The organism is Pseudoxanthomonas sp. PXM01 (genome assembly GCF_014851815.1).
GTDB lineage: Bacteria > Pseudomonadota > Gammaproteobacteria > Xanthomonadales > Xanthomonadaceae > Pseudoxanthomonas_A.
The window spans coordinates 324,406-348,684 of sequence record NZ_JACVAJ010000003.1; the positions used below are offsets into that span (position 1 = coordinate 324,406).

The following is a 24,279-nucleotide window of genomic DNA, read 5'->3' on the forward strand; positions in this document are numbered from 1 at the left end:
TCGGGGCTTCGCGCATAATCCGGTGAACTTCGCGCATGCGTGCGAAGTCCCATCCGAGCACCCTCTGGAGCGTCCGCATGCCGCGTTTTCCCCTGGCCATCCTGACCGTCGCCCTGCTTGCCGCGCTGCCGGCGTGGGCGCAGCAGCAGGCGCCCATGCCGGAGACGCCGCCGGTGGTCGCGCCCAGCGATGATCCCGATGCCGCCGAGAACGCGCCGAAGGTGCCGCTGGAGGAGATCCGCCGCTACGTGGCTGTGTTCAATGCGGTCAAGGAAGCGTACGTCGAGCCGGTCGAGGACAAGAAGCTGATGCAGTCGGCGATCCGCGGCCTGCTGCTCGACCTCGATCCGCACAGCACCTACTTCGACAAGGCCGATTCCGAAGCCTTCGACGAGCAGGCCAACGGCGCCTACGAAGGCATCGGCGTGGAGCTGATGCAGCAGCCCGACCGGACGTTGCTGGTCGTATCGCCGATCGACGACACGCCCGCGGCGAAGGCGGGCATCAAGTCCGGCGACCTCATCACCGCGATCGACGGCAAGCCGATCAGCGCCGAAGACGGCATGGAGCCGCTGCGCGGCGTGCCGGGCAGCAAGATCGTGCTGACCATCGTGCGCGACGGCATGCCGAAGCCGTTCGACGTGTCCCTGACCCGCGAAACCATCCGCGTGAACAGTGTCGCCAGCCGCATGCTCGAGCCGGGCTACGGCTACGTACGGATCAAGGCCTTCCAGACCGACACCGCCGCCGAGTTCCAGCGGCAGATCGACAAGCTGCAGCAGGGCGGCAAGCTGCGCGGCCTGGTGCTGGACCTGCGCAGCAACCCCGGTGGCCTGCTGCTCGCCGCCGTGCAGGTGGCGGACGATCTGCTCGACAAGGGCGGCATCGTCAGCACCCGCGGGCGCATGTCGATCAGCGATTCCAAGTTCGACGCCACGCCGGGCGACCGCCTCAACGGTGCGCCGGTGGTGGTGCTGGTGGACGCCGGTTCCGCCAGTGCGTCGGAAGTGCTGGCGGGCGCGCTGCGCGACAACGGCCGCGCGCGCGTGGTCGGCAGCCGCACCTTCGGCAAGGGCTCGGTGCAGACCGTGTTGCCGCTGGACAACGGCGACTCGGTCAAGCTGACCACGGCGCGGTACTACACGCCCAGCGGCAAGTCGATCCAGGCCAGCGGCATCGTGCCGGATGTGGTGGTGAAGCCGGAGACGGGCGGCAAGCCGGGCTCGGTGGTCGAGCAGGACGGCCAGCTCTACATCACCGAAGCGACGCTGCCGGGCCACCTGCGCGGCGACGAGGAAGGCGCCGCGGGCTACGCGCCCGGCGACGTGCTGGACGGCGATGCGCCGATCACTGCGGCGCTGGTGGAACTGAAGAAGGTGGCGACGACGGCCAAGGCGCCGTCGGACAAGCAGCAGCGTTGAACGCCTTTTGTAGGGAAAAGGATCGCCGTCCGCCTAGCGTGGCTTGGCCGGCATCGGGAACGGTGTCACCACTTTCTCGCCGGTCGCCGCATCGCGGATGGCGGACTGTCCTTTCCGCTCCACTTCTTCCACGCGGATGATGCTCTGCATCGGCAGGTGCAACACCTTCGTGCCGCCGAACTCGTCGCGCAGGCGCTCTTCGGTAGGATCGACGACCAGGCCCTCGTGCACGTCGAACACCAGGTCGCTGACTTCGGTGAACCCCCACAGGCCGCTGGCGGCGACGCTGCGTGCGTACAGCTCGTAGACCTTGGTGTGGTTGTGGAACGTGATCTTGTAGAGCGTGTTCTTCATGCCGCGATTATAGGTCTGGTGGCTGGCGACGGATCAGTAGCCCTGCCGCTTGCGCATGCGCCGCGCGATCGCCGCACGCACGAACAGCGCGAACACGACGCCGAACAGGAAGCCGGCGATATGCGCCCACCACGCCACGGCACCGAAGGTCGGTCCGGTATAGGCGAACACCACCTGCAGCAGCGCCCAGATGCCGATCAGCAGCGAGGCGGGCGCCTTCACGAACTCCAGGAACAGTCCCAGCGGCAGTACCACGCCGAGCTTCGCGGTGGGGAACAGCGCCAGGTAGGCACCGATGACCGCGGAGATGGCGCCACTGGCGCCGATGATGACGCGGTCCGGCGTGCCGATGCTCAGCACGGCGGCGACATTGGCCACGGCGCCGCCGACCAGGAACAGCAGCAGGAACCGCCACGGCCCCATCGCCCGCTCCGAGGGCAGGCCGAAGATGAGCAGGAACACCAGGTTGCCGAGCAGGTGGGCCCAGTCCGCATGCAGGAACAGCGCGGTGAACAGCCTCAGCACCGTGCCGCTTTGCAGTGAGGCCAGCCAGACCTCCGGCGCCACCATGCCGCCGGTCAGCGCCCCCCACCGGGTCAGCAGGTGACCCTGGGCCGCGTCCCCCAGGGTCAGCGCCCAGCAGAAGGCCGCCGACAGCAGCACCAGAAGAAGGGGCGTGGCCCAGCGGACGTGGGGTTTCCGGCGGGAAGGGAGCGAGACGAACATGCGGCCGCACTGTACCGGGTCACCGGCTGGCTGCCCATGGCGCGTCGCGACGAACCTGAACAGGGGCAATGACTTACGGTGGATTGTTAGAGTTTGGTTAGCAGGTATACTGCATACGGCGTCGTATGTCGGGAGGGGCTTCCGGCAGGCCGAACGGGTGGACAACACACCCGCGGCCCTGAACGGCGCAGGTGCTCTTTACCCACGTCTCCGGAGACATTCCATGGATTTTGCTAAGAACCTCACGCGCATTTCGGCGCTGGCCCTCGGCATCGCCGGCGTCCTCGCCTATGGCGACGTCCACGCGGCCGCCTTCCAGCTGAAGGAAAACAGCGTCAAGGCCCAGGGCCGCGCGATGGCCGGCTCGGCTTCGGCCAAGGGCGACGCCTCGGTGGTGGTCAACAACCCCGCCCTGATGTCCACCTTCACCGACAAGACCTTCCAGGCCGACGTCACCGCGATCGATCTGTCGTTCGAATTCACCGGTGGCGGCACCGCCGCGGCCGGCAGCGCCCTGCAGCAGCCGCTGCGTGGCGGTGACGGCGGAGACGCCGGCGACATCGCCGCCGTGCCGGCCATGTCCTTCATCCTGCCGCTGAGCGACCAGTTCGAATACGTGACCCTGGGCGCCATGATCAGCGCGCCGTTCGGCCTGAAGACCGACTACGAGTCCGACTGGGTGGGCCGTTACCACGCGCTGGAGTCCGACGTGAAGATCGTCGACCTGACGCTGGCCGCCTCGATCGAGCTGTCCGACCGCGCCTCGGTGGGCTTCGGCGTGATCTACGAACACGCCGACGTGACCCTGACCAACGCCGTCGACTTCGGCGCCGGCATCTGCCGCGTGGCCGCGACGCTGTGCATCACGCCCAACCCGGTCGCCGCTCCGTTCGGCCCGCAGAAGAACGACGGCGTGGCCAGCATCTCCGGTACCGACAACAGCTTCGGCTGGCTGGCCGGCATCAGCCTGCGCCCGACCGACAAGCTGTCGCTGGGCTACTCCTACCGCTCCGAGATCGACCACGAGCTGCGCGGCGACGCGACCTTCGACGTGCCGGCCAACGTGCGCGGCGTGCTGGGCAGCGCGGTGTACCTGCCGACTGACGGCGGCGGCGCCAAGCTGACCACCCCGGCCACCCACACCTTCAGCGCCACCTACCAGGCCACCGAGCGCTTCGCGATCATGGCCGAAGGCGTGCACACCGGTTGGGATTCGCTGAAGGAAATCCGCATCGAGTTCGACAACCCGCTGCAGGCCGACGCGGTGGAGAACTACGACTGGCACGACAGCTGGTTCTATTCGCTGGGCGGCGAGTTCGCGCTCAACGACAAGTTCACCCTGCGTGCCGGTATCGCGCGCGACGAGTCCCCGGTGGCGCGTGCGCACCGCACCCCGCGCATGCCCGACGAAGACCGCAACTGGTACTCGCTGGGCCTGAGCTGGAACGTCAGCGACAACCTGGAGCTCAACGCCAGCTACGTGCGCCTGGAACTGGCCGACAAGCCGGAGATCGACCTGCTGTCGTCCAGCGGCTCGCGCCTGGTTGGTCAGTACGACGGTGGCGCCAACCTGTTCGGCGTGTCGATGCAGTACAAGTTCTGATCGCACCGCGAACCGGAACGACGAAAAACCCCGCCCAGGCGGGGTTTTTCTTTGCGTGTTCATGTGGATGCGGCTTCAGCCCCCGCAATTCCGGGCGCAAGGCATCGGGGTCCTTCCTGCGGCGTGGATCAATACGGCAGGCCGGCGACCGGCAGTTCGATCGACCACAGGCTCTTCGCGCCGGTGAGGAACAGCGTGCGCCGGTCCTTGCCGCCGAACGCGGCGTTGGTGATGTTGGCGTCCACCTTGATCGTCGCCAGTACGTCGCCCGCCGGCGAGAACACACGCACGCGGCGTTCGCCGTGCTCGGTGACGTAGACGTTGCCCAGGCAGTCCACCGCCAGCCCGTCGCCACCGCCGATGCGGGCGAGGTCGCGCCCCGGGCCCGGCACGCCGTCCTTCACGGCATAGGTGCGTAGTACGTCGCCGTCGTCCGTGCCGCCGGCGACGTACAACGTCTCGCCGTCCGGCGACAGGGCGATGCCGTTGGGGTTGCGCAGGCTGTCGTCCACAACGGTCGTCTCGCCGTCGCGATGGCGATAGACGCGCGTACGCGGTTGTCCGCCGGGCGCGGCCTTGCGCTGGTAGTCGGGATCGGTGAAGTAGAGCGTGCCGTCGGCGGCCATCACCAGGTCGTTCGGCGAATTGAACGGCGCGCCCTCGAACGTGGAGACGAGCCCCGTGCGCGTGCCGTCGGCCAGATCCACGCGTGCCACCTGCTTGCGGTCGTGCGTGGCGGCGATGAGATTCCCGTCGAGGTCCAGCGTCAGGCCATTGCTGCCGCTGTCTTCGACCACCGTTTCCCAACGGTCCGGGGGCGTGAAGCGGCGGATGCGCGAAGGGAAGGTCCCGCTGTGGACGAAGTCCGACAGGTACAGCGCACCGTCCTTCCACACCGCGCCTTCGTAGAGGCGATCCTGGTCGTCGTCGACCTTGGCCACGGTCACGCGCGCGGCCGTCAGCTCGCCCGAGGGCGCGTGGCCCGGATCGGCGGGGCAGACGGTGCGGTGCGCCGATGCGTCGGCAAGCGGTGCGGCAGCACACAGGACCAGGGCGAGGACGAGGCGATGGCGACGCGGCATGGCGATCTCGGGGTCAGGCGGGATGCCAGCGTACCTCGATCCGGTTGCGGCCCTTGTGCTTGGCGGCGTACAGCGCCTCGTCGGCGAGCCGCATCAGCGTGTCGTAAGGCGCATCGCGCTCGGCGGTGAAGGAGATGCCGAGGCTGACGGTGACGCGGAAGTCATGGCCGCTCGGCGCGAATTCCAGCGCCATCACCTGCTGGCGGATGCGTTCCGCCAGCGCGTGTGCCGTGTCCGGCGGCGTGTCGCGCATCACCAGCATGAACTCCTCGCCACCCAGGCGCGCGAACAGGTCCCCGCTGCGGATGCAGCCGTGCACCACGTCGGAGAAGCGTTGCAGCACCAGGTCGCCGGCTTCGTGGCCGTGATCGTCGTTGACCGCCTTGAAGTGGTCCAGGTCGAGCGCGATCACCGCGAGTCCGTGTTCGGAGGCGGTCCATCCGTCGAGGGATTGCAATTCGTTGTCCAGCCCGCGCCGGTTGAGTGCGCCGGTGAGCGGATCGAACAGCGCGCCGCGACGCAGCGGTTCCGCGGCGCGGAAGCTGGCCAGCATCAGCATGCAGAAATTGAGCATGAACCAGATCGAGAGGTCCAGGTTCACCCACATCGGGTTGGGGCCGTAGCGGCCGGTCAACGCCGCCAGCAGGTCGCCGGCGTAGAGCCACAGCAGCACCGCGCAGCCGACGATCATCAGCCGCGCAGGCACGTGGTCCGGCGCGCTGCGCAGCGCGAACAGGTGGCGCAGCATCACCAGCAGCACGATCACCTCGGTGGCGCTCATCGCCGCGCCCTGGGCGTCGACACCGCCGCCGCTCACCACGCCGGCCAGCGAGAACGCCAGGCATAGCGGCAGCAGCGCGCGTTCCCACCATGCCAGCGTGCGCTGCTGCACGAACTGGATAATCGACCACGCCAGGCCGACCAGGCCGGCGCATGCCAACAGGCCGCCGGCACCGGCGATGCCGTCTGCCAGTGTCTCGTTTCCTGCGCGCTCCAGCGTCTGGGCGGTGCCATCCAGCATCGCCGCGCCCAGCGAATACAGGAAGTGCGCCACGCCCCAGGTGGCGATGCCGCGCACGCCACGCGACACCTTGCCCACGTAGAAGAACAGCGCCAGCAGCACGGCGGCCAACGCGCAGTCGCTGAGCAGCAGGTTGTAGAAATCGGTGGTCATGCGTCCTGGGGGCCTCGCTGGCGGGGCAACTTCCTGTCGATGCCAGAACGCAGGATACGGCGCAATCCGGCAGTGGCACGGTGTCGATGCTCGCGCACGTGAGGCGGAAGTTCAGCGACGGCGACCACGCATTCTGCAGGATCGGCAGACACGACCGGCAACGTCAGTGCCGTGGGTCATGGTCAAGAAAAAGCCCCGCACGAGGCGGGGCTTCGCATCACATCACGGTATGGTTGGCCGTTGCGTCATTCGCCCAGCGTCAGCAACGAGGCGTTTCCGCCGGCCGCCGTGGTGTTGACGGTGACCGTCTTCTCGGTGGCGAAGCGCGGCAGGTAGTGCGGTCCGCCGGCCTTGGGGCCGGTGCCCGACAGGCCCTGGCCACCGAACGGCTGCACGCCGACCACGGCGCCGATCTGGTTGCGGTTGACGTAGACGTTGCCGACCTTCACCCGCGCCGCGATGCGGTCGATGGTCTCGTCGATGCGCGAATGCACGCCCAGCGTCAGTCCATAGCCGGTGGCGTTGATCTGGTCGATCACCTTGTCCAGGTCGTCGGCCTTCCAGCGCACGACGTGCAGCGCCGGCCCGAAGATCTCCTTCTGCAACTGGTCAAGCGATTTCAGTTCCCACGCACGCGGCGCGAAGAACGTGCCGTTCGTGGTGTCGTCGCCTGCGTTCGCCTGCTTGATCAGGCGCGCTTCCTTGGCCATGCGCACGGCGTGGTCGTCGAGGATCTTCAGCGCGTCGGCGTCGATGACCGGGCCGACGTCGGTCGAGAGCAGGCCGGGGTCGCCGATCTTCAGTTCGTCCATCGCGCCGGCGAGCATCGTCATGACCTTGTCGGCGATGTCGTCCTGCACGAACAGCACGCGCGCGGCCGAGCAGCGCTGGCCGGCGGAGGTGAAGGCGGAGCCCATCGCATCCTTCACCAGCTGCTCCGGCAGCGCGGAGGAGTCGGCGATGAAGGCGTTCTGGCCGCCCGTTTCGGCGATCAGCGTGGCGATCGGACCGGCCTCGCGGCCGGCGAGCGCGCGGTTGATCGCGCGGGCGGTCTCGGTGGAACCGGTGAAGGCCACGCCGGCGACACGCGGATCCTTCGTCAGCGCGGCGCCGACGGTGGCACCGTCGCCGGGCAGGAACTGCAGGACGGCTTCGGGAATGCCGGCTTCATGCAGCAGCTTCACCGCGGCGTGGCCGATCAGGTTGGTCTGCTCGGCGGGCTTGGCGATCACGCTGTTGCCCGCGGCGAGCGCGGCGCTGACCTGGCCCAGGAAGATCGCCAGCGGGAAGTTCCACGGGCTGATGCAGACGAACACGCCCCGGCCCTGCAGCTGCAGCTGGTTGGATTCGCCGGTCGGGCCCGGCAGGTGTTCCGGCGCACCGAACTGCGTGCGCGCCTGCGCGGCGTAGTAGCGCAGGAAATCGACCGCTTCGCGCACTTCGGCGACGCCGTCGGGGATGGTCTTGCCGGCTTCCTTCACGCACAGCGCGATGTAGTCGGGCAGGCGCTGTTCCAGCAGGTTGGCGGCGTGCTCGAGGATCGCGGCGCGGCTGGCGGCCGGCGTGCGGTCCCACGCCGGCTGCGCGGCGACGGCGTTCGCCAGTGCCTTCTCGACGGCGGCGCTGTCGGCCGGCTGCCATTCGCCGACGGTCTGGCGACGGTCGGCGGGGTTGGTCACCGGTAGCGCCGCACTGGACACGACCGCGCCCGGCACCAGCGGCGCGGCACGCCACGGCTTCACCGCCGCGTTGATGCGCTCGGCCAGGGCGCGCAGGTCGTTGTCGTTGGCGAGGTTGGCGCCCATGGAGTTGTTCCTGTCAGAAGAGGCGATGGGAGCCGGCTGGCTCCGGAAAAGATCGACCGGCAGCGGGATGCGCGGGTGCGGAATGGAGTCGAATTCGGACACCGTCTGCACCGGGTCGCGCACCAGGTCCTCGATGGCGACGTTCTCGTCGGTGATGCGGTTGACGAAGCTGCTGTTGGCGCCGTTCTCGAGCAGGCGGCGCACCAGGTACGGCAGCAGGTCCTCGTGCGAGCCGACCGGCGCATACACGCGGCACGGCGTGTCGAGGCGGTGCTTCGGCACCACTTCGGCGTACAGGTCATCGCCCATGCCGTGCAGCTTCTGGTGCTCGTACGGGCGGCCGGCGGCGATGAAGCGGATCGCGGCGATGGTCTGCGCGTTGTGGGTGGCGAACATCGGATACAGCGCGTCGCCGTGGTCGAGCATGCGACGCGCGTTGGCGAGGTACGACACGTCGGTGTTCGGCTTGCGGGTGAACACCGGATAGCCCGGATGGCCGTCGATCTGCGCGCGCTTGATCTCGGCGTCCCAGTACGCGCCCTTCACCAGGCGCACCGGCATGCGGCGGCCGACGCGGCGCGCCAGATCGGCGAGGAAGTCGATCACGTACGGCGTGCGCTTCTGGTACGCCTGCACGGCCAAGCCATAGCCTTCCCAGCCGGCCAGCGAAGGATCGGAGAAGGTGGCCTCGATCAGGTCCAGCGACAGTTCAAGACGATCGGCCTCTTCGGCGTCGATGGTGAAGCCGATGGCATAGGACTTGGCCAGCTGGGCCAGTTCGAGGATGGCGGGGGCCAGATCCTTCATCACGCGGGCGCGCTTGGCGTGCTCGTAGCGCGGATGCAGGGCGGACAGCTTGATCGAGATGCTGGGGGCGGCGAGCACGTCGGCGAACGGGCCGGTACGGCCGATCGCATGGATCGCCTGGCGGTAGGCCTCCAGGTAGCGCGCGGCGTCCTTCGTGGTCAGCGCTCCCTCGCCCAGCATGTCGAACGAATAGCGGTAGTCGGCGTTGTCGCCCTTGCGGCTGCGCGCCAGCGCTTCGTCGATGGTGCGGCCCATGACGAACTGGTGGCCCATGATGCGCATCGCCTGACGCACGGCCAGGCGGATCACCGGCTCGCCCACGCGGCCGACCAGGCGCTTGAAGGCGCCGGTCACGTCTGCCTTGGTCAGGTCGTTCAGGTTGACCAGCTTGCCGGTCAGCATCAGGCCCCAGGTGGAGGCGTTGACCAGCACCGAGTCGCTCTGGCCCAGGTGCTTTTCCCAGTCCGCATCGCCCAGCTTGTCGCGGATCAGCTTGTCGGCGGTCTCCTGGTCCGGAATGCGCAGCAGGGCCTCGGCCACGCACATCAGCAGGACGCCTTCCTCGCTGCCCAGGTCGTACTGCCGCATGAAGGCTTCGATGGCGCCCTGGTCCTGCGCGCGGGCGCGGACCCGCTTCACCAGGTCCACGGCCAGCTTCTGCGCCTGCATCTGCGCCTCGGCCGGCAGGCGGGCCTGCTCGAGCAGTTCGCGGACGTGGTCCGTCTCGTCGCGCAGCCAGGCGGCCGTGATGGCGGCCCGCAAGGCCGGCGGCAGGCTGGGGAGTTCGGGGGACACGATGGCGCCAGCCGGCGGAGCGGTGGGCGAGGGGACGGGCGAAGGGGTCGACATGACGGCAGGGCAGTCCAAAGGCAGTCCATTAGTTTAGGGCCGGGCGGGCAGCCCGGATATGCCTGTCGTGCGGGGTTTGCGGGTCTCGCGCGCGTCGGTTGGCGAGGCGGTGACGCAGGTCGCGGAACGCCCCCATCGGTGCGCGATGCGGCCCTGCAGGCGGGCCGCTGCGCGTTGTCCTCGATCAATGCAACTTGCCGCCCCCTGTGCTCGGGGGCTACCATTCAGCGGTTTTCCGCAGCCCGGATCGTGTGGCGGACGACATGATCGAAGTGGTGCCGTCATCGTGCGACGGACACGGCGTGCAGCTCCGCCTGCGGCCGCCGCGGGCGCTGACGCGCCGCCAGTTCGTGATGTTGTTCGCGGCATTGTCGGGTGCGATGTGGGTCGTCGCCGTGCTGGGCTGGTGGGGAGGCAATGCCTTCGCGCCGGCCTTTGCGCTGCTCCATTCGGCCATCGTGGCCACGGCGTTGCATGCGTCGTGGCGACAGGGCGACCGGGGCGAGGAGATCCGCATCGGGCCCGATGCGGTGGAGGTGACCACCTCCGGCGGAGGGTTGGTGTTCCGTGCGCACCCGTATTGGGTCCGCCTGGACATCGAGCGGGGAGGCGAAAGGATTTCGCTGGCGTCCAGTGGCAGGCAGGTACAGGTGGGCGACTTCCTGGGACCGGCCGAGCGACGGGGGCTGGCGGAGACCTTGCAGGATTTACTGGCGGCCGCGAGTGGCCGCAACCGATGACGCATTGGGGTCTAGGCAATGACGCAAGTGAATGGGATGTGGAAGCGGTTGGCGATGGCGTGCACGCTGCTGGCGATGCCGGCGCTGGCCTGGGCGCAGTCGGCTGACCCGCACCGGTGGCAGCTGAACATGGGCAAGGGCGTCACCACGTCCTCGCAGCACGCCTACGACGCGCACATGATCGCGCTGTGGGTCTGCATCGTGATCGGCGTCATCGTGTTCGGCGCGATGGGCTGGGCGATGTTCAAGTTCCGCAAGTCCAAGGGTGCGGTGGCGGCGCAGTTCAGCCACAACACCACGGCCGAGATCATCTGGACCGTCATTCCGGTGCTGATCCTGGTGGTCATGGCCTGGCCGGCGACCGCCAAGCTGATCGCGATGTACGACACCCGCGATGCCGAGATGACCGTCAAGGTCACCGGCTACCAGTGGATGTGGAAGTACGAGTACCTGGGCGAGGACGTGTCCTTCACCAGCCGTCTGGACCGCGAGTCCGACCGCCTGCGCCAGAACAAGAACGCCACGCAGGAAGAGATCAAGGCGCACCCGCACTATCTGCTGGACGTCGACAACCAGCTGGTGCTGCCCACCGACACCAAGATCCGCTTCGTGATCACCGCCGACGACGTCATCCACGCGTGGTGGGTGCCGGCACTGGGCTGGAAGCAGGACGCGATCCCGGGCATCGTCAACGAGGCCTGGACCGACATCAAGGAGCCGGGCATCTACCGCGGCCAGTGCGCCGAGCTGTGCGGCAAGGACCACGGGTTCATGCCGATCGTCGTGAAGGCGGTGCCGAAGGCCGAGTTCGCGCAGTGGCTGGCGTCCAAGAAGCCTGCGCCTGCCGCCGAACCCGCCCCGGCCGCGCCGGCACCGGAGGCCGCTCCGGCCGACGCTGCTCCGGCCACCGATGCCGCCCCTATCGCCGAGACCCCCGCGCCGTCGGCGCAGGGCTGATCGATCGTCCGATTTAGCTTCAAGAGAGTAAGCACATGGCCAACTCCGCCGTCGACCATCACGACGATCATCACGGTCACCAGCAGGGCTTCATCGACCGGTGGTTCTTCTCCACGAACCACAAGGACATCGGTACCCTCTACCTGATCTTCAGCTTCATCATGTTCATCATCGGCGCGGGCATGTCGGTGATCATCCGTGCCGAACTGATGGTGCCGGGCCTGCAGTTCGTCAGCCCCGAATTCTTCAACCAGATGACCACCGTGCACGCGCTGGTCATGATCTTCGGCGGCGTGATGCCGGCCTTCGTCGGCCTGGCGAACTGGATGATCCCGCTGCAGGTCGGCGCGCCGGACATGGCGCTGCCGCGCATGAACAATTGGTCCTTCTGGATCATGCCGTTCGCCTTCACCCTGCTGCTGATGTCGCTGTTCCTGCCGGGCGGTGCGCCGGCCGGTGGCTGGACGCTGTACCCGCCGCTGTCGCTGCAGGGTGGCTACAACGTCGCGTTCACCATCTTCGCGATCCACATGATGGGCGTCAGCTCGATCATGGGCGCCATCAACATCATCGCCACCGTGCTGAACATGCGCGCGCCGGGCATCGACCTGCTGAAGATGCCGATCTTCTGCTGGACCTGGCTGATCACCGCGTTCCTGCTGATCGCGGTCATGCCGGTGCTCGCCGGTGCCGTGACCATGCTGCTGACCGACAAGTTCTTCGGCACCAGCTTCTTCAATGCGGCCGGCGGCGGCGACCCGGTGATGTACCAGCACATCTTCTGGTTCTTCGGTCACCCCGAGGTCTACATCATGATCCTGCCGGCGTTCGGCGTGGTGTCGGAAATCATCCCGACCTTCAGCCGCAAGCCGCTGTTCGGCTACCAGGCCATGGTGTACGCGACCGCGTCGATCGCCTTCCTGTCGTTCATCGTGTGGGCGCACCACATGTTCACGGTGGGCATGCCGCTGGGCGGCGAGATCTACTTCATGTTCGCCACCATGCTGATCGCGATCCCGACCGGCGTGAAGGTGTTCAACTGGGTCAGCACGATGTGGAAGGGCTCGCTGTCCTTCGAGACGCCGATGCTGTGGGCCGTGGGCTTCGTGATCCTGTTCACCATCGGCGGCTTCTCCGGCCTGATGCTGGCCATCGTCCCGGCGGACTTCCAGTACCACGACACCTACTTCGTGGTGGCGCACTTCCACTACGTGCTGGTGACCGGCGCGCTGTTCTCCATCATCGCCGCCACCTACTACTGGTGGCCGAAGTGGACCGGCCGCATGTACAACGAGTTCTGGGGCAAGTTCCACTTCTGGTGGACGATCGTCTTCGTCAACCTGCTGTTCTTCCCGCAGCACTTCCTGGGCCTGGCCGGCATGCCGCGCCGTATTCCGGATTACAACCCGGTGTTCGCGGACTGGAACCTGATCAGCTCGATCGGCGCGTTCGGCATGTTCGTCACGCCGTTCATGATGGCTGCGATCCTGTGGGCCTCGCTGCGCAACGGCGCCAAGGCCGAAGCGCGCGCCTGGGAAAACGCCAAGGGCCTGGAGTGGACCGTGCCGTCGCCGGCACCGCACCACACCTTCACCACGCCGCCGGTCATCAAGGACGGCGACCTGGCGCACGGCGACGTCACGCACTGAGACGGCTGAGCGCGCCTGCATGAACGTTCCCGCCTTCACCCCCGAAGAACTCGCACGCCGCCGCAAGGCGGTGCTGCGGACTGCGTGGGTGATCGGCGGTATCGCCTTCGCGATCTTCGCGGCCTTCATCGGCCGTGCGGTGCTGAGCGCATGAGTGCGGCCAAGTCCAATTCGGCGGGCATCTTCAAGCTCGTGGGCGTGGCAATGGCGGTGTTCGTGCTGACGTTCTCGCTGGTGCCGCTGTACCGCATCGCCTGCGAGAAGGTGTTCGGCATCCGCCTGGAACAGGGCCCGGGCCAGGCCGCCGCGGTCGCGGCAGCGAAGGCCAAGCGCACGGTCACCGTGCAGTTCGATGGTGGCGTGAACTCCAAGCTGCCGTGGGCGTTCCATCCCGAGCAGCTGACCATGCAGGTCGTGCCCGGCGAGCTGTACGAAGCCAAGTACTTCGCCCGTAACGAGAGCGAGCGCGCCGTGGTCGGCAGCGCGGTGCCGTCGGTCGCGCCGGCGCGCGCCTCCGGCTATTTCACCAAGACCGAGTGCTTCTGCTTCACCGCACAGACCCTGCAGCCCGGCGAAAGCCGCGACATGCCGGTCCGCTTCATCGTGGATCCGGACCTGCCGGCGGCAGTGAAAACGATCACCCTGTCGTATACCTTCTTCAAGAACGACGCCCTGACCGCGCAGATCGGCACGGGCACGGCGTCGCCTTCGCCGCTCGCGGCACCCTGATCACGCCTTAGCAACCGGAAGCATCGCCATGGCAAACGCCCCATCGCCAGACGCCAACATCTACTTCGTGCCGCACAGCTCCAAGTGGCCGTTCGTGGGCTCCATCGCCATGTTCATCACGATGTTCGGCGTGGCCAGCTGGCTCAACGATCTTTCGTTCGGCATGTGGACGTTCTACGCCGGCGTCGTCGGCCTGTGCGCGACGCTGTTCATGTGGTTCGGCGACGTGATCCGCGAGTCGGTGAGCGGCAGCTACAACCGCCAGGTGGACGTGTCATTCCGCATGGGCATGGTGTGGTTCATCTTCTCGGAAGTGATGTTCTTCGCTGCGTTCTTCGGCGCGCTGTTCTACGCCCGCACGCTGTCGCTGCCGTGGCTGGGGGGCGAAGGCGACGGCGTGATGACCAACAGCCTGCTGTGGGAGGGCTTCTCGGCCGCATGGCCGAGCGCGGGTCCGGGCCAGGTGGGCGGTCACTTCCAGACCATCCCGGCGTGGGGCCTGCCGCTGCTCAACACGCTGATCCTGCTGACCTCGGGCGTGACCATCACCATCGCGCACCACGCGCTGAAGGCCGGCCACCGCAGCCAGCTGCTGATCTGGCTGGGCGCCACCGTGCTGCTGGGCTGCGTGTTCCTGTTCTTCCAGGTCGAAGAGTACATCCACGCCTACAAGGAGCTGAACCTGACGCTGGGTTCGGGCATCTACGGCTCCACGTTCTTCATGCTGACCGGCTTCCACGGCCTGCACGTGACGCTGGGTACGATCATGCTGGCGATCATCTGGTTCCGCTGCGCCAAGGGCCACTTCTCGAAGAACGACCACTTCGGCTTCGAAGCCGTGGCGTGGTACTGGCACTTCGTCGACGTGGTGTGGCTGGGCCTGTTCCTGTTCGTCTACGTGGTCTGAGCAGGCGGTACCGCGACAACGGAAGGGCCGGCAATGCCGGCCCTTTTCTTTTGCCCGGTTGGCGCGGGATGCCGCGCGCGGGACAATGCCCGCTCAGCCCCGGTTGATGCCGTGCGGCTGGATCCAGCCCATCTTGATGGCCAGCACGACCAGCAGGATCAGGCCGACGGACAGGGCGATGCGGCGGGTGAGCGCATTCACGGTGCGCTTGCTCTCGCCCTTGTCGACCAGCATGTAGTACAGGCCTGCGCCCAGGTTCCACACGATGAGGATGAGGAAGGCGATGATCAGCAGGGTTTTCAGCGAATCGTTCATGGCGTCCTCGGCGGGACCTCGGCAGTGAGGCGCGCATTATCGCGCCATCCGCAGGGGTGGGCGGGTGCGACATTCGGACGCAGCCCGTGAGCCGGCGCATGCCGCTGCCGGTGGGCTGGACCCTGGCCGTGCTGGCCATGTCCCTGTTCGGCAGTCTTGGCGCCTGGCAGTGGGGCCGGGCCGAACAGAAGGAAGCGATGCTGGAGGAGACCGCGCGTGTACTGGCCGAGCGCCAGCCGCAGCCACTGGCGTCGGCCGCCGATCCGGCGCGCACGCAGGCGTACGACTGGGCCGTAGGCGAAGGCGAGTTCCTGCCCGCGCCGGCCGTCCTGCTCGACAACCAGACCCGCGATCGCCAGCCCGGCGTGCGTGTCTATCGTGTCTTCCAGCCTGCCAGCGCGGGGGCACCGCTGCTGGTGGAACTGGGTTGGCTGCCGGTGCCGGGCAATCGCACGATGCCGGCCGTGGCGCCGCTGCCTGGCACGCAGCGCGTCGCGGGACTGCTGGTGCCGCCGCCCTCGGAGGGCATCGCCCATGCGCCGCCCAGCGCGCAGCCGGATGGCAGTCTGCTGGTGATCGCGCTGCAGCGGCAGGAGATCGCCGAGGCCCTGGGCCTGTCTTCCGTCGCGCCGCGCGTGCTGAAGCTGGATCCGGACCTGCCCATCGGCTATGCACGCGACCTGGACATCCTGCCCAACACGCTGCCGCCGGAACGCCATGTGGGCTATGCGGTGCAGTGGTTCGGCCTCGCGGGTGCGGTATTGGTCACCGCGCTGGTGCTGACCTGGCGCGGCCGGCGCGCCGCGCGGAAGGGGCAATGATCGTCCGGGCGTGAGAAAATGCGCCCATGGACCCAAAACCATTCGATCCCGCCCAGCGGCGTCGCGGGCGGTGGATGCTCGTCGCCCTGTTCGCCCTCTTCTTCGGCACCGTCTTCGGCGCCGGTCTCCTGCGCTTCTCCGGCTGGCAGCCGGCCGGGCACAAGAACCATGGCGTGATGCTGCAACCTCCCGCCGATGCGCGCGACCTCGTGCCGACGCTTGCCGAGGGAGGCGTTTACGACTGGAAGCCGGCGGAGCGCCGCTGGCGCATCGTTGCCGCGCCCGCGCCGGGCTGCGCGCAGGCCTGCACGAAGCTGGCCCGCGATCTGGATACCGTGTGGCAGCTGTTCGGCCACAACGCGGATGAAGTCGACATCCTGTGGCTGGGCGACTATCCGGCCGATGCGCCGCGCCACTCGGCACTACGCCTGGTACGGTCCGACGATCCGCTGCGCACGCGCCTGCCGCAGGTGGACGACGCGGCCGGCACGCCGGTCTACGTGATCGATCCCCACGGCTTCGTCATCCTGCGCTACGCCCCGGGCTTCGACCCCGGCGGCTTGCGCACCGATGTCGCCAAGCTGATCAAGCTCATCTGAGCCACCGCCAGAATTGCAGATGATGATGAACGTTGTTGCGCGCCCTGTGATCTATCGGCACTTCCATCGCATCGCCTGGCTGGCGGTCGCGCTGACCCTGTGCGTCGTCGTGTTCGGCGCGTTCGTGCGCCTGTCCGATGCCGGCCTGAGTTGCCCCGACTGGCCGACCTGCTACGGCCGCGCCGCGTGGCCGAAGGCGGTGGATGAAGCCGCCTCGCATGTCGCCAGCGAGATCCGTCCGTTCGAAACCCACAAGGCGTGGCGCGAGCAGGTGCACCGCCACCTCGCCGCGTCGCTGGGCGTCCTGGTGCTGATGCTGGCCTTGCTGGCCGCGCGCCGCCGGCGCTGGGGCATCGCGCAGATCCTGGTCGCCGCGGGTCTGGTCGGTGCGGCGATTCCGCTGTACATGCACGGCGAGCACGTGGAAGCGTCGGTGCTCGCGATCATCGGTGAAGCGATCCTGCTGTTCGCAGCCTTGCGCTGGTCGAACATCGATCTGGCCCGCGCAGGCGCGCTGACGCTGGCGGTCATCATCTTCCAGGCCCTGCTGGGCATGTGGACGGTGACATGGCTGTTGAAGCCGATCGTGGTGATGGGTCATCTGCTGGGCGGCCTGACCACGTTCTCGCTGCTGGTGTGGATGGCGTGGCGTGCCACCGATCGCCCCATCACGCTCGCGGACGCTACCGTGCTGCGGCGCTGGCTGATCGGTGGCCTGGCGCTGCTCGGCATCCAGATCGCGCTGGGCGGCTGGGTCAGCGCGAACTACGCCGCGCTTGCCTGCGGCATGGACTTCCCGAAATGCGTGGGCCAGTGGATGCCGCCAACGGACTTCAGTGAAGCCTTCGTGCTGTGGCGCGGCATCGGCGTCGACTATGAAGGCGGCGTGCTCGACGGCGCGGCGCGCATCGCGATCCAGCTGAGCCATCGCATCATGGCGGTGGTTGTCGCGCTGTACGTGCTGGCGCTGGCGCTGCGCCTGTTCCGCACGCCCGGCATGCGCAGCTGGTCGCTGACGCTGGTCGTGCTGATCGTCGCGCAGGTCACGCTGGGCATCCTCAACGTCAAGCTCAACCTGCCGCTGCCGGTGGCCGTCGCGCACAACGCGGGCGCGGTGCTGCTGTTGTTCACCCTGGTCTCGCTGACCGCCCGCCTGCGCAGGCCCGACTGATGGCCTCGACCTTCCGCCAGTACTGGGATCTGACCAAGCCGCGCGTCGTGGCGCTGATCGTGTTCACCGCGATCGTCGGCATGTTCCTCGCCATCGACGGCCTGCCCGACGGCGCCGAGCTGCTGCGCGGCGCACTGGGTTTCCTCGGCATCTGGCTGGCCGCGTCCAGCGCCGCCGCGATCAACCAGCTGCTCGACGCCCGCATCGACGCCAAGATGGCGCGCACCTCGTGGCGTCCGCTGGTGCAGGGCCAGGTGAAGCCGTGGCAGGCGCTGGTCTTCGCGCTGGCGCTGGCCGCGTTGTCGATGGCCATCCTGGTGCTGTGGGTCAACACGATCACCGCGATCCTGACGTTCGCTTCGCTGATCGGTTACGCGGTGATCTATACCGTGTTCCTGAAGCGCGCCACGCCGCAGAACATCGTCATCGGCGGCATCGCCGGTGCCGCGCCGCCGCTGCTGGGCTGGGCGACGATGACCGGCATGCAGGGCGAGTGGGACTGGCCGCATGCGCTGCTGCTGGTGCTCATCATCTTCGTCTGGACGCCGCCGCATTTCTGGGCGCTGGCGATCTTCCGCCGCGAGGACTATGCGCGCGCGCTGGTGCCGATGTTGCCGGTGACGCACGGCGTGACGTACACGCGCTGGCAGATCCTGTTCTACACGGTGCTGCTGGTCGAAGTGACGGTGCTGCCGGTGGTGTTCGGCATGAGCGGCTTCTTCTACCTGGGCGGTGCGCTGGTGCTGGGCGCTGTGTTCCTCTGGTACGCGTGGCGCCTGCTCGATCCGCCGGATGAGTTCTTCTCGATGCGCGTGTTCAACTACTCCATCGTCTACCTGATGGCGTTGTTCGCGTTCCTGCTGGTGGACCACTGGGTGATGCCACTGCTGCGGCCCGCGGCGGCGGTGGCCGGCATCGAGTTCGTGCCGGCGGGGTAAACCCGCGGCTGCCTACCTGCCTCCTGTGGGAGCGACGTCGGTCGCGATAACGAAGACCGGGCATCGAAGGTGGCAGAGATACCTGCCGAAGCGATCGCGACCGACGTCGCTCCCACAGAAGGCTTTCAGTCGTTCTGTTCCGGCGTCGCCAGTCGCTCCACCACCACCGGCTCCAGCGACTTCAGTCCTGCCTTCCGGCCCAGCTCAAGCGCTTCTTCCTTCGAGGTGCCCGACGCTACCGCGTCCAACGCCAGCAACGCTCCCACGCGGTTCCCGGACGCACAGTGCAGCAGCACGCCGCCGTCTCGAGCCTTCAGTAACTCGCCCAACGCCTTCGCGTTCGCCGGAGTGACGTCGTCCTTGCCGGCGATCGGCAGCGTGATGTATTCCAGTCCCAAGCGCCGCGCCTCGGCAGCTTCGTCGTAGCCGCGGTCTTCCTGCGGTCCGCGCAGATCGATCACCGTGCGCACGCCCTCCGCTTTCAAGCGCGCCAAGTCCTCCTGCGACGGTTGGCCGCCGGTGTGCAGGCCGGGTTGGGGCTGGGCGAAGTCGCCGGCCAGCGCCGCGAACGACAGGCCGCCCGCCAGCAGGGTGGACAGCAGAAGCGCGAAGCGGGTCATCACGGACTCCTCAGTGGCGGCCGATGCGGGCCTGCAGCAGGGTGCGCAGTTCGTACTTGTCGGTTTCGTCCAGGCCCACGTTGCGCTGCTTGGCCTGCAGTTCGTCCAGCCGCTGCTGCAGCATCTGCTTCTCCAGCTGCACGGCGGCGTCGAGCATTTCCTGGCGCCAGCTGTCCTCGTCGCCCGGCAGGTCCTGCATCGCCAGCTTCTGAAGCGCCGCGGCCTCATCGCGCTCGGCGAAGTGCTCGAGCAGGACGCCGGTGGTGATGTCGGGGCGGGCATGCACCAGATCGATCAGTTCCAGCAGCAGCTCCATGCCAGCCAGCCGCAGCGCGGAAAAACCATGTGTCGACTCGATCGCCAGTGCCAGCGCCGGCTTGTGCAGCAGGCGCACGATGATACTGCGCACGAGGCTGGGCTTGTTGTGCCCGCCTTGCGACGGCGCGGCGCGACGCGCGGGTGCCGGCGGTACCGCAGGCGTTGCGCTTGCGTTGCCCGCGCCGACGCCGGTGATCTCGGTCAGGCGCTGGCGCATCAGGTCGCCGAACGCGCCGTCGGGTATCTGTGAGAGCAGTGGACGCGCGCGCTCGGCCAGGCGCGCCTTGCCGTCCAGCGTGGACAACTTGATGTCCTTGGCCAGTTCGTCGAAGAAGAACTGCGACAGCGGCATCGCCTGCTGCAGGCGCGCATCGAAACCCGCCGCGCCTTCCTGCCGCACGATGGTGTCCGGATCTTCGCCGTCGGGCAGGAACAGGAAGAACGCCTGCCGTCCGTCCTTCATGCGCGGCAGCACCGACTCCAGCGCACGCCACGCGGCGCGCTGGCCGGCGGCATCGCCATCGAAGCAGAAGTACACATCGGGCGCGTTGCGGAACAGCAGCTCGGCGTGTTCCGGTGTGGTGGCCGTGCCCAGCGTGGCGACGGCTTCCTTCACGCCGAACTGGAATAGCGACACCACGTCCATGTAGCCCTCGACGACAACCAGCCGCGCGATCTTCTGGTTGGCCTGTTTCACCTGCCATAGGCCGTACAGCTCGCGGCCCTTGTGGAACAGCGCCGTCTCGGGCGAGTTGAGGTATTTGGGGCCGTCGTCCTTCTGCAGCACGCGGCCGCCGAAGGCGATCACCCGTCCGCGGCGGTCATGGATGGGGAACATCACCCGGTCGCGGAACTTGTCGTAGACGTGGCCGCGGTCGTTCTTCGAGAACAGGCCGGCGCGGTCCAGCAGCTTCATCCGCCGCTCGTCCGTGCCCAGCGCATCCTTCAGCGCCGAGTAGCCATCCGGCGCGTAGCCGATCATGAACTGCGTGCGGATCGCCGCATCCACGCCACGGCCATCGAGATACACCTTGGCCTTGTCGCTGCCGTCCAGGTTGCGCTGGAAGAAGCGCGCCGCCGCTTCCAGCGCGCCGAACAGGTCGCGGGTATCGTTGTTCTGGTTGCGCTGCTGCGTCTCGCGAGGCACTTCCATGCCGTTTCGGCGCGCGAGCTCTTCCACCGCATCGAGAAACTCGAGGCGGTCGTAGTTCATCAGGAACGACAGCGCCGTGCCGTGCGCTCCGCAGCCGAAGCAGTGGTAGAACTGCTTGGTCGGCGACACCGTGAACGACGGCGAACGCTCGTCGTGGAACGGACAGCAGGCCGAATACTCCTTGCCCTGCCGCTTCAGCGGCACGCGCCCGCCCACCACCTCGACGATATCCGTCCGGGCGAGCAGTTCGTCGATGAAGGCGTCGGGGATGCGGGCCATGGGACGCATAGGATGCCACGGCGGGGCATGGCGCCGTCGCGCTACCATGCGGTCATGCCCGTTCATGCCCCTTCTGACGATGTCCTGCTGGCGAAGCTGCGCGAAGCCGTAGGCCGCGCGCATGTACTGACCGGCGATCGTGCGACGCGGCGCTATCGCAAGGGCTACCGCTTCGGTGACGGGACGGTGCTCGCGGTCGTCTGCCCGGGCACGCTGCTGGAGCTGTGGCGGGTGCTGCAGGCCACGGTGGATGCAGGATGCATCGTGCTGATGCAGGCGGCCAACACCGGGTTAACCGGCGGTTCCACGCCGGATGGCGACGGCTACGACCGCGGCATCGTGCTGGTCAGCACGCGGCGCCTGACCGGCGTGCAGATGCTCGACGGCGGGCGCCAGGTCGTCTGCCTGCCGGGCGCGACGCTGGACGTGCTGGAGAAGCGGCTGGCACCGCTGGGTCGCGAACCGCATTCGGTCATCGGCTCCTCCTGCATCGGTGCCTCCGTGATGGGTGGCGTCTGCAACAACTCCGGTGGCGCGCTGGTGCGGCGCGGACCCGCGTATACCGAGCTGGCGCTGTATGCGCAGCTTGGCGAAGACGGAATGCTGCGGCTGGTGAACCATCTCGGCATCGCGCTGGGCGATACGCCGGAAGAGATCCTGACGCGGTTGCAGGCCGGCGACTACGGCGCGGACGCGGTGGTCAACGATCCGGCGCAGGCGGCGTCGGATCCCTGCTACGCCGAACACGTACGCCAGGTCGATGCGCCCACGCCCGCGCGCTACAACGCCGACCCCTCGCGCCTGCACGAGGCCTCCGGTTGCGCGGGGCGGCTGGCGGTGTTCGCGGTGCGGCTGGATACGTTCGAACAGGACGCAGCATCCGTTTTCTACCTCGGCAGCAACGATCCGGACGATCTCACGGAGGTGCGCCGTCATCTGCTGACCGCGTTCGAGCGGCTGCCGATCGCCGGTGAATACCTGCATCGCGACGCCTTCGACATCGGCGACCGCTACGGCAAGGACACCTTCCTGCTGATCGACCGCTTCGGTACCGGCAGGGTGCCCGCGGCGTTCGCACTGAAGAGCCGTGTGGACGGATGGTGCGAACGGTTCGGCGCGCCGGGGCTGGCGGATCGCGTGCTGCAGTCGCTGACCGCGATGCTGCCCGACCACCTGCCGCCGCGGCTGCGCGCGTACCGTGATCGCTACGAACACCATCTGCTGCTGAAGGTGTCGACCCGCGATGCCGAGGCGACACGCGTATTCCTGGACCGCTTCTTCGGCGACCGTGCAGGCGATTTCTTTGCCTGCGATGCGGAAGAGGGGCGCAAGGCGTTCCTGCTGCGCTTCGCGGTCGCCGGTGCGGCGGTGCGTTATCGCGCCGTGCACGCCGCGCAGGTCGAAGACATCGTCGCGCTGGACATCGCCCTGCGCCGCGACGATCGCGACTGGGTGGAACGTCTGCCTGCGGACGTGGCGGACACGATGATCGCGCGCCTGTACTACGGGCATTTCTTCTGCCACGTCTTCCATCAGGACTACATCGTGAAGAAGGGTGTAGAACCGCTGGCGGTGGAGCATCGCCTGTGGGATCTGCTCGATGCGCGTGGCGCCGCGTATCCCGCCGAGCACAACGTCGGCCATCTCTATCGCGCCAAACCGGCGCTGGCCGGGTTCTATCGCGCACTGGACCCCACCAATACCTTCAATCCGGGAATCGGCCAGACATCGAAACTCCATCACTGGGCGGATGCGGCGTCGCCGCCGGATCCTCCGGTGTCGCAGGCGACAGCTGCCGCCGTACATGCAGGCGCTCGTCGATCACCGCGGTGATCAGCGCGCCGACGAAGAACACCACGCTGGCGTAGTAGACCCAGACCAGCAACAGCACCAGTGCGCCCATGGAGCCGTATGCGCTGCCGGGCGCGGCTTCTGCCAGGTACAGGCCGATCAGGTAGCGTCCCGCAGTGAACAGCAACGCGGTGATGGCGCCGCCAAGGAAGGCTTGCTTCCACGCCACGCGCCGGTCCGGCAGGTAGTGATAGAAGAACGCGAAGGCGAGCGCGTACAGCAGCAGCGTGGTCGTGTAGCCGAGCGCGGGCAGCACGGAAGGCAGCCGCGCGAAGACAACCTGCAGCGCCGTCGTGGCCACCATCGAGACGACCAGCAGGAAGCCGATGGCCAGCACCACGCCGAGCGAGAACACGCGCTTCTTCAACCACGCCAGCACACCGTTGAGCCGTTGCGCATCGGTGCGGAAGATCAGGTTGAGCGCGCCCTGCAACTGCGCGAACACGACGGTGGCACCGATGAAAAGCAGGCCGGTGCTCCACCATCCGGCCAGCGAGCCGACGTCCGGCCGGTCGCTGGCATTGCGGATCACCGTGTCGGCGACCGTGGCGGCGCTGGGACCCGCCAGTTGCTGGATCTGCTCGAGCAACGATTGTTGTGCCGGCGGGTACAGCGAGGCGGTCAGCCACAGCAGCAGGATCAGCAGCGGTGCCAGCGACAGCAGCGCGTAGAACGACAGCGACGCCGCCTGCGTCATCAGGTCGGTTTCGATGAAGCGCCGCACCAGTGCGGCGGGCAGGCTGCGGTTGGCGCGCTCGCCCGCATCGCGTGCGCGCGCGCGGAGTGTGCGGAAGTGGGCTCGACGGTCCATGCGTCGAGCGTGCCCAGTGCCGTGTCAGCAGTTCGTTACGACCGTGTGGTCGCGGTGTTCACGCATCGCCGCGGGCGAGCGCCTGCAGGGCATCACCGCTGACGCGCTGCACCGTCCACTCGTCGAGGCCGACGGCGCCGAGGCTGCGGTAGAAGCGGATCGCGGGTTCGTTCCAGTCGAGCACCGACCATTCGAAGCGGCCGTAGCCGCGCGACACGGCCAGCTGCGCGAGATGCAGCATCAGGCGCTTGCCGAGGCCGAGCCCGCGGTAGTCCGGAAGCACGAACAGGTCCTCGAGATACAGGCCCGGCTTGCCGAGGAAGGTGGAGAACGAGCGGAAGAACAGCGCGAAACCGGCCGGCACGCCATCGGCCTCGGCGATGACGACTTCGGCCGACGGATGTTCGCCGAACAGGTGCGTTTCGAGCAGCGCAGGCGTGGCCACGGCTTCGTGGGCGAGCTTTTCGTACTCGGCCAGACCGTCGATGAAGGCGAGGATCTGCGGAATGTCGGCACGGGTGGCCGAGCGTAGGGTGATGGCGGGGGTGTCCATCGCATGAGCATGCCATGGATGGAGCGCGGCGCCGGAGAGCCGCCGGC

Annotated in this window: 22 protein-coding genes and 1 pseudogene; 13 read left to right on the forward strand and 10 right to left on the reverse strand. The window is 67.8% G+C overall.

Annotated features, from left to right (window positions below; translation table 11 throughout):
- The first annotated feature begins 77 nt into the window (after positions 1-77).
- Entirely contained in the window at positions 78-1,421 is a 1,344-nt protein-coding gene (locus IB230_RS18100) for a S41 family peptidase (RefSeq protein WP_192274257.1), read from the forward strand.
- A 33-nt stretch (positions 1,422-1,454) separates the two neighbouring features.
- On the opposite strand, the gene IB230_RS18105 is transcribed toward IB230_RS18100, so the two are convergent.
- Positions 1,455-1,775 carry a DUF1820 family protein gene (locus IB230_RS18105; RefSeq protein ID WP_192274258.1) on the reverse strand — a complete coding sequence of 107 codons (321 nt, stop codon included), beginning with the start codon at positions 1,773-1,775 and terminating at the stop codon, positions 1,455-1,457.
- 33 nt (positions 1,776-1,808) lie between these two features.
- Positions 1,809-2,501: a rhomboid family intramembrane serine protease gene (locus tag IB230_RS18110; protein ID WP_192274259.1), complete on the reverse strand. Its 693-nt coding sequence runs from the start codon at positions 2,499-2,501 to the stop codon at positions 1,809-1,811.
- A gap of 223 nt (positions 2,502-2,724) precedes the next feature.
- Here IB230_RS18110 and IB230_RS18115 point away from each other — a divergent pair, with 223 nt between their 5' ends.
- Positions 2,725-4,104 (forward strand): outer membrane protein transport protein, encoded by a 1,380-nt coding sequence (locus IB230_RS18115; protein WP_192274260.1) that lies wholly within the window; start codon positions 2,725-2,727, stop codon positions 4,102-4,104.
- Positions 4,105-4,232: 128 nt separating this feature from the next.
- Here the strand turns inward: IB230_RS18115 and IB230_RS18120 are convergent, their stop codons facing one another.
- From IB230_RS18120 to putA, 3 genes are all read right to left on the reverse strand, one after another.
- The gene (locus IB230_RS18120) at positions 4,233-5,186 is read right to left on the reverse strand and encodes an SMP-30/gluconolactonase/LRE family protein (RefSeq protein WP_192274261.1); all 954 of its coding nucleotides are present in this window, start codon (positions 5,184-5,186) and stop codon (positions 4,233-4,235) included.
- Between the two features lie 13 nt (positions 5,187-5,199).
- Positions 5,200-6,360 (reverse strand): GGDEF domain-containing protein, encoded by a 1,161-nt coding sequence (locus IB230_RS18125; protein WP_192274262.1) that lies wholly within the window; start codon positions 6,358-6,360, stop codon positions 5,200-5,202.
- A 245-nt stretch (positions 6,361-6,605) separates the two neighbouring features.
- Entirely contained in the window at positions 6,606-9,821 is a 3,216-nt protein-coding gene (gene putA / locus IB230_RS18130) for a bifunctional proline dehydrogenase/L-glutamate gamma-semialdehyde dehydrogenase PutA (RefSeq protein ID WP_192274263.1), read from the reverse strand.
- A gap of 263 nt (positions 9,822-10,084) precedes the next feature.
- On the opposite strand from putA, the gene IB230_RS18135 reads away from it, so the two are divergent.
- From IB230_RS18135 to IB230_RS18155, 6 genes are read left to right on the forward strand one after another with little or no spacing between them, the layout of a single operon-like run.
- Positions 10,085-10,561, forward strand: a complete 477-nt coding sequence (locus IB230_RS18135) for a DUF2244 domain-containing protein (protein WP_192274264.1) — start codon at positions 10,085-10,087, stop codon at positions 10,559-10,561.
- Between the two features lie 36 nt (positions 10,562-10,597).
- Complete coding sequence (coxB, locus tag IB230_RS18140; RefSeq protein WP_225589681.1) at positions 10,598-11,518, forward strand: cytochrome c oxidase subunit II; 921 nt, start codon at positions 10,598-10,600, stop codon at positions 11,516-11,518.
- A gap of 35 nt (positions 11,519-11,553) precedes the next feature.
- Complete coding sequence (ctaD, locus tag IB230_RS18145; RefSeq protein WP_192274265.1) at positions 11,554-13,167, forward strand: cytochrome c oxidase subunit I; 1,614 nt, start codon at positions 11,554-11,556, stop codon at positions 13,165-13,167.
- A gap of 19 nt (positions 13,168-13,186) precedes the next feature.
- The gene (locus IB230_RS19880) at positions 13,187-13,321 is read left to right on the forward strand and encodes a hypothetical protein (RefSeq protein WP_255430509.1); all 135 of its coding nucleotides are present in this window, start codon (positions 13,187-13,189) and stop codon (positions 13,319-13,321) included.
- Positions 13,318-13,896, forward strand: a complete 579-nt coding sequence (locus IB230_RS18150) for a cytochrome c oxidase assembly protein (RefSeq protein WP_192274266.1) — start codon at positions 13,318-13,320, stop codon at positions 13,894-13,896. The genes IB230_RS19880 and IB230_RS18150 overlap by 4 nt, the downstream gene beginning before the upstream one ends.
- Positions 13,897-13,924: 28 nt before the next feature.
- Complete coding sequence (locus IB230_RS18155) at positions 13,925-14,803, forward strand: cytochrome c oxidase subunit 3 (protein ID WP_192274267.1); 879 nt, start codon at positions 13,925-13,927, stop codon at positions 14,801-14,803.
- Positions 14,804-14,896: 93 nt separating this feature from the next.
- Here the strand turns inward: IB230_RS18155 and IB230_RS18160 are convergent, their stop codons facing one another.
- The gene (locus IB230_RS18160; protein WP_192274268.1) at positions 14,897-15,118 is read right to left on the reverse strand and encodes a twin transmembrane helix small protein; all 222 of its coding nucleotides are present in this window, start codon (positions 15,116-15,118) and stop codon (positions 14,897-14,899) included.
- Between the two features lie 86 nt (positions 15,119-15,204).
- On the opposite strand from IB230_RS18160, the gene IB230_RS18165 reads away from it, so the two are divergent.
- Genes IB230_RS18165 through cyoE form a run of 4 tightly spaced genes read left to right on the forward strand, consistent with a single transcriptional unit; the run spans position 15,205 to position 18,647 of the window.
- Positions 15,205-15,939 carry an SURF1 family protein gene (locus tag IB230_RS18165; protein ID WP_343227362.1) on the forward strand — a complete coding sequence of 245 codons (735 nt, stop codon included), beginning with the start codon at positions 15,205-15,207 and terminating at the stop codon, positions 15,937-15,939.
- Between the two features lie 26 nt (positions 15,940-15,965).
- Positions 15,966-16,538, forward strand: a complete 573-nt coding sequence (locus IB230_RS18170; protein ID WP_192274269.1) for a hypothetical protein — start codon at positions 15,966-15,968, stop codon at positions 16,536-16,538.
- A 25-nt stretch (positions 16,539-16,563) separates the two neighbouring features.
- Positions 16,564-17,709, forward strand: coding sequence for a COX15/CtaA family protein (locus IB230_RS18175; protein WP_192274270.1), 1,146 nt, complete (start codon positions 16,564-16,566; stop codon positions 17,707-17,709).
- Complete coding sequence (cyoE, locus tag IB230_RS18180; protein WP_192274271.1) at positions 17,709-18,647, forward strand: heme o synthase; 939 nt, start codon at positions 17,709-17,711, stop codon at positions 18,645-18,647. The genes IB230_RS18175 and cyoE overlap by 1 nt, the downstream gene beginning before the upstream one ends.
- Positions 18,648-18,772: 125 nt before the next feature.
- Here cyoE and IB230_RS18185 read toward each other — a convergent pair whose 3' ends face one another.
- Both IB230_RS18185 and dnaG read right to left on the reverse strand, forming a co-directional pair.
- On the reverse strand, positions 18,773-19,267 hold the full coding sequence (locus IB230_RS18185) for a protein tyrosine phosphatase family protein (protein WP_192274272.1): 495 nt from the start codon (positions 19,265-19,267) through the stop codon (positions 18,773-18,775).
- A gap of 10 nt (positions 19,268-19,277) precedes the next feature.
- Positions 19,278-21,017: a DNA primase gene (gene dnaG / locus IB230_RS18190; protein WP_192274273.1), complete on the reverse strand. Its 1,740-nt coding sequence runs from the start codon at positions 21,015-21,017 to the stop codon at positions 19,278-19,280.
- 54 nt (positions 21,018-21,071) lie between these two features.
- Here dnaG and dld point away from each other — a divergent pair.
- Positions 21,072-22,751: pseudogene (gene dld / locus IB230_RS18195) on the forward strand (D-lactate dehydrogenase); the annotation flags it as partial.
- Here the strand turns inward: dld and IB230_RS18200 are convergent.
- Positions 22,723-23,679 carry a YihY/virulence factor BrkB family protein gene (locus IB230_RS18200; protein WP_192274274.1) on the reverse strand — a complete coding sequence of 319 codons (957 nt, stop codon included), beginning with the start codon at positions 23,677-23,679 and terminating at the stop codon, positions 22,723-22,725. The pseudogene dld and the gene IB230_RS18200 overlap by 29 nt on opposite strands.
- Before the next feature lie 58 nt (positions 23,680-23,737).
- Positions 23,738-24,232, reverse strand: a complete 495-nt coding sequence (locus IB230_RS18205) for a GNAT family N-acetyltransferase (protein ID WP_192274275.1) — start codon at positions 24,230-24,232, stop codon at positions 23,738-23,740.
- Between the last annotated feature and the right edge of the window lie 47 nt (positions 24,233-24,279).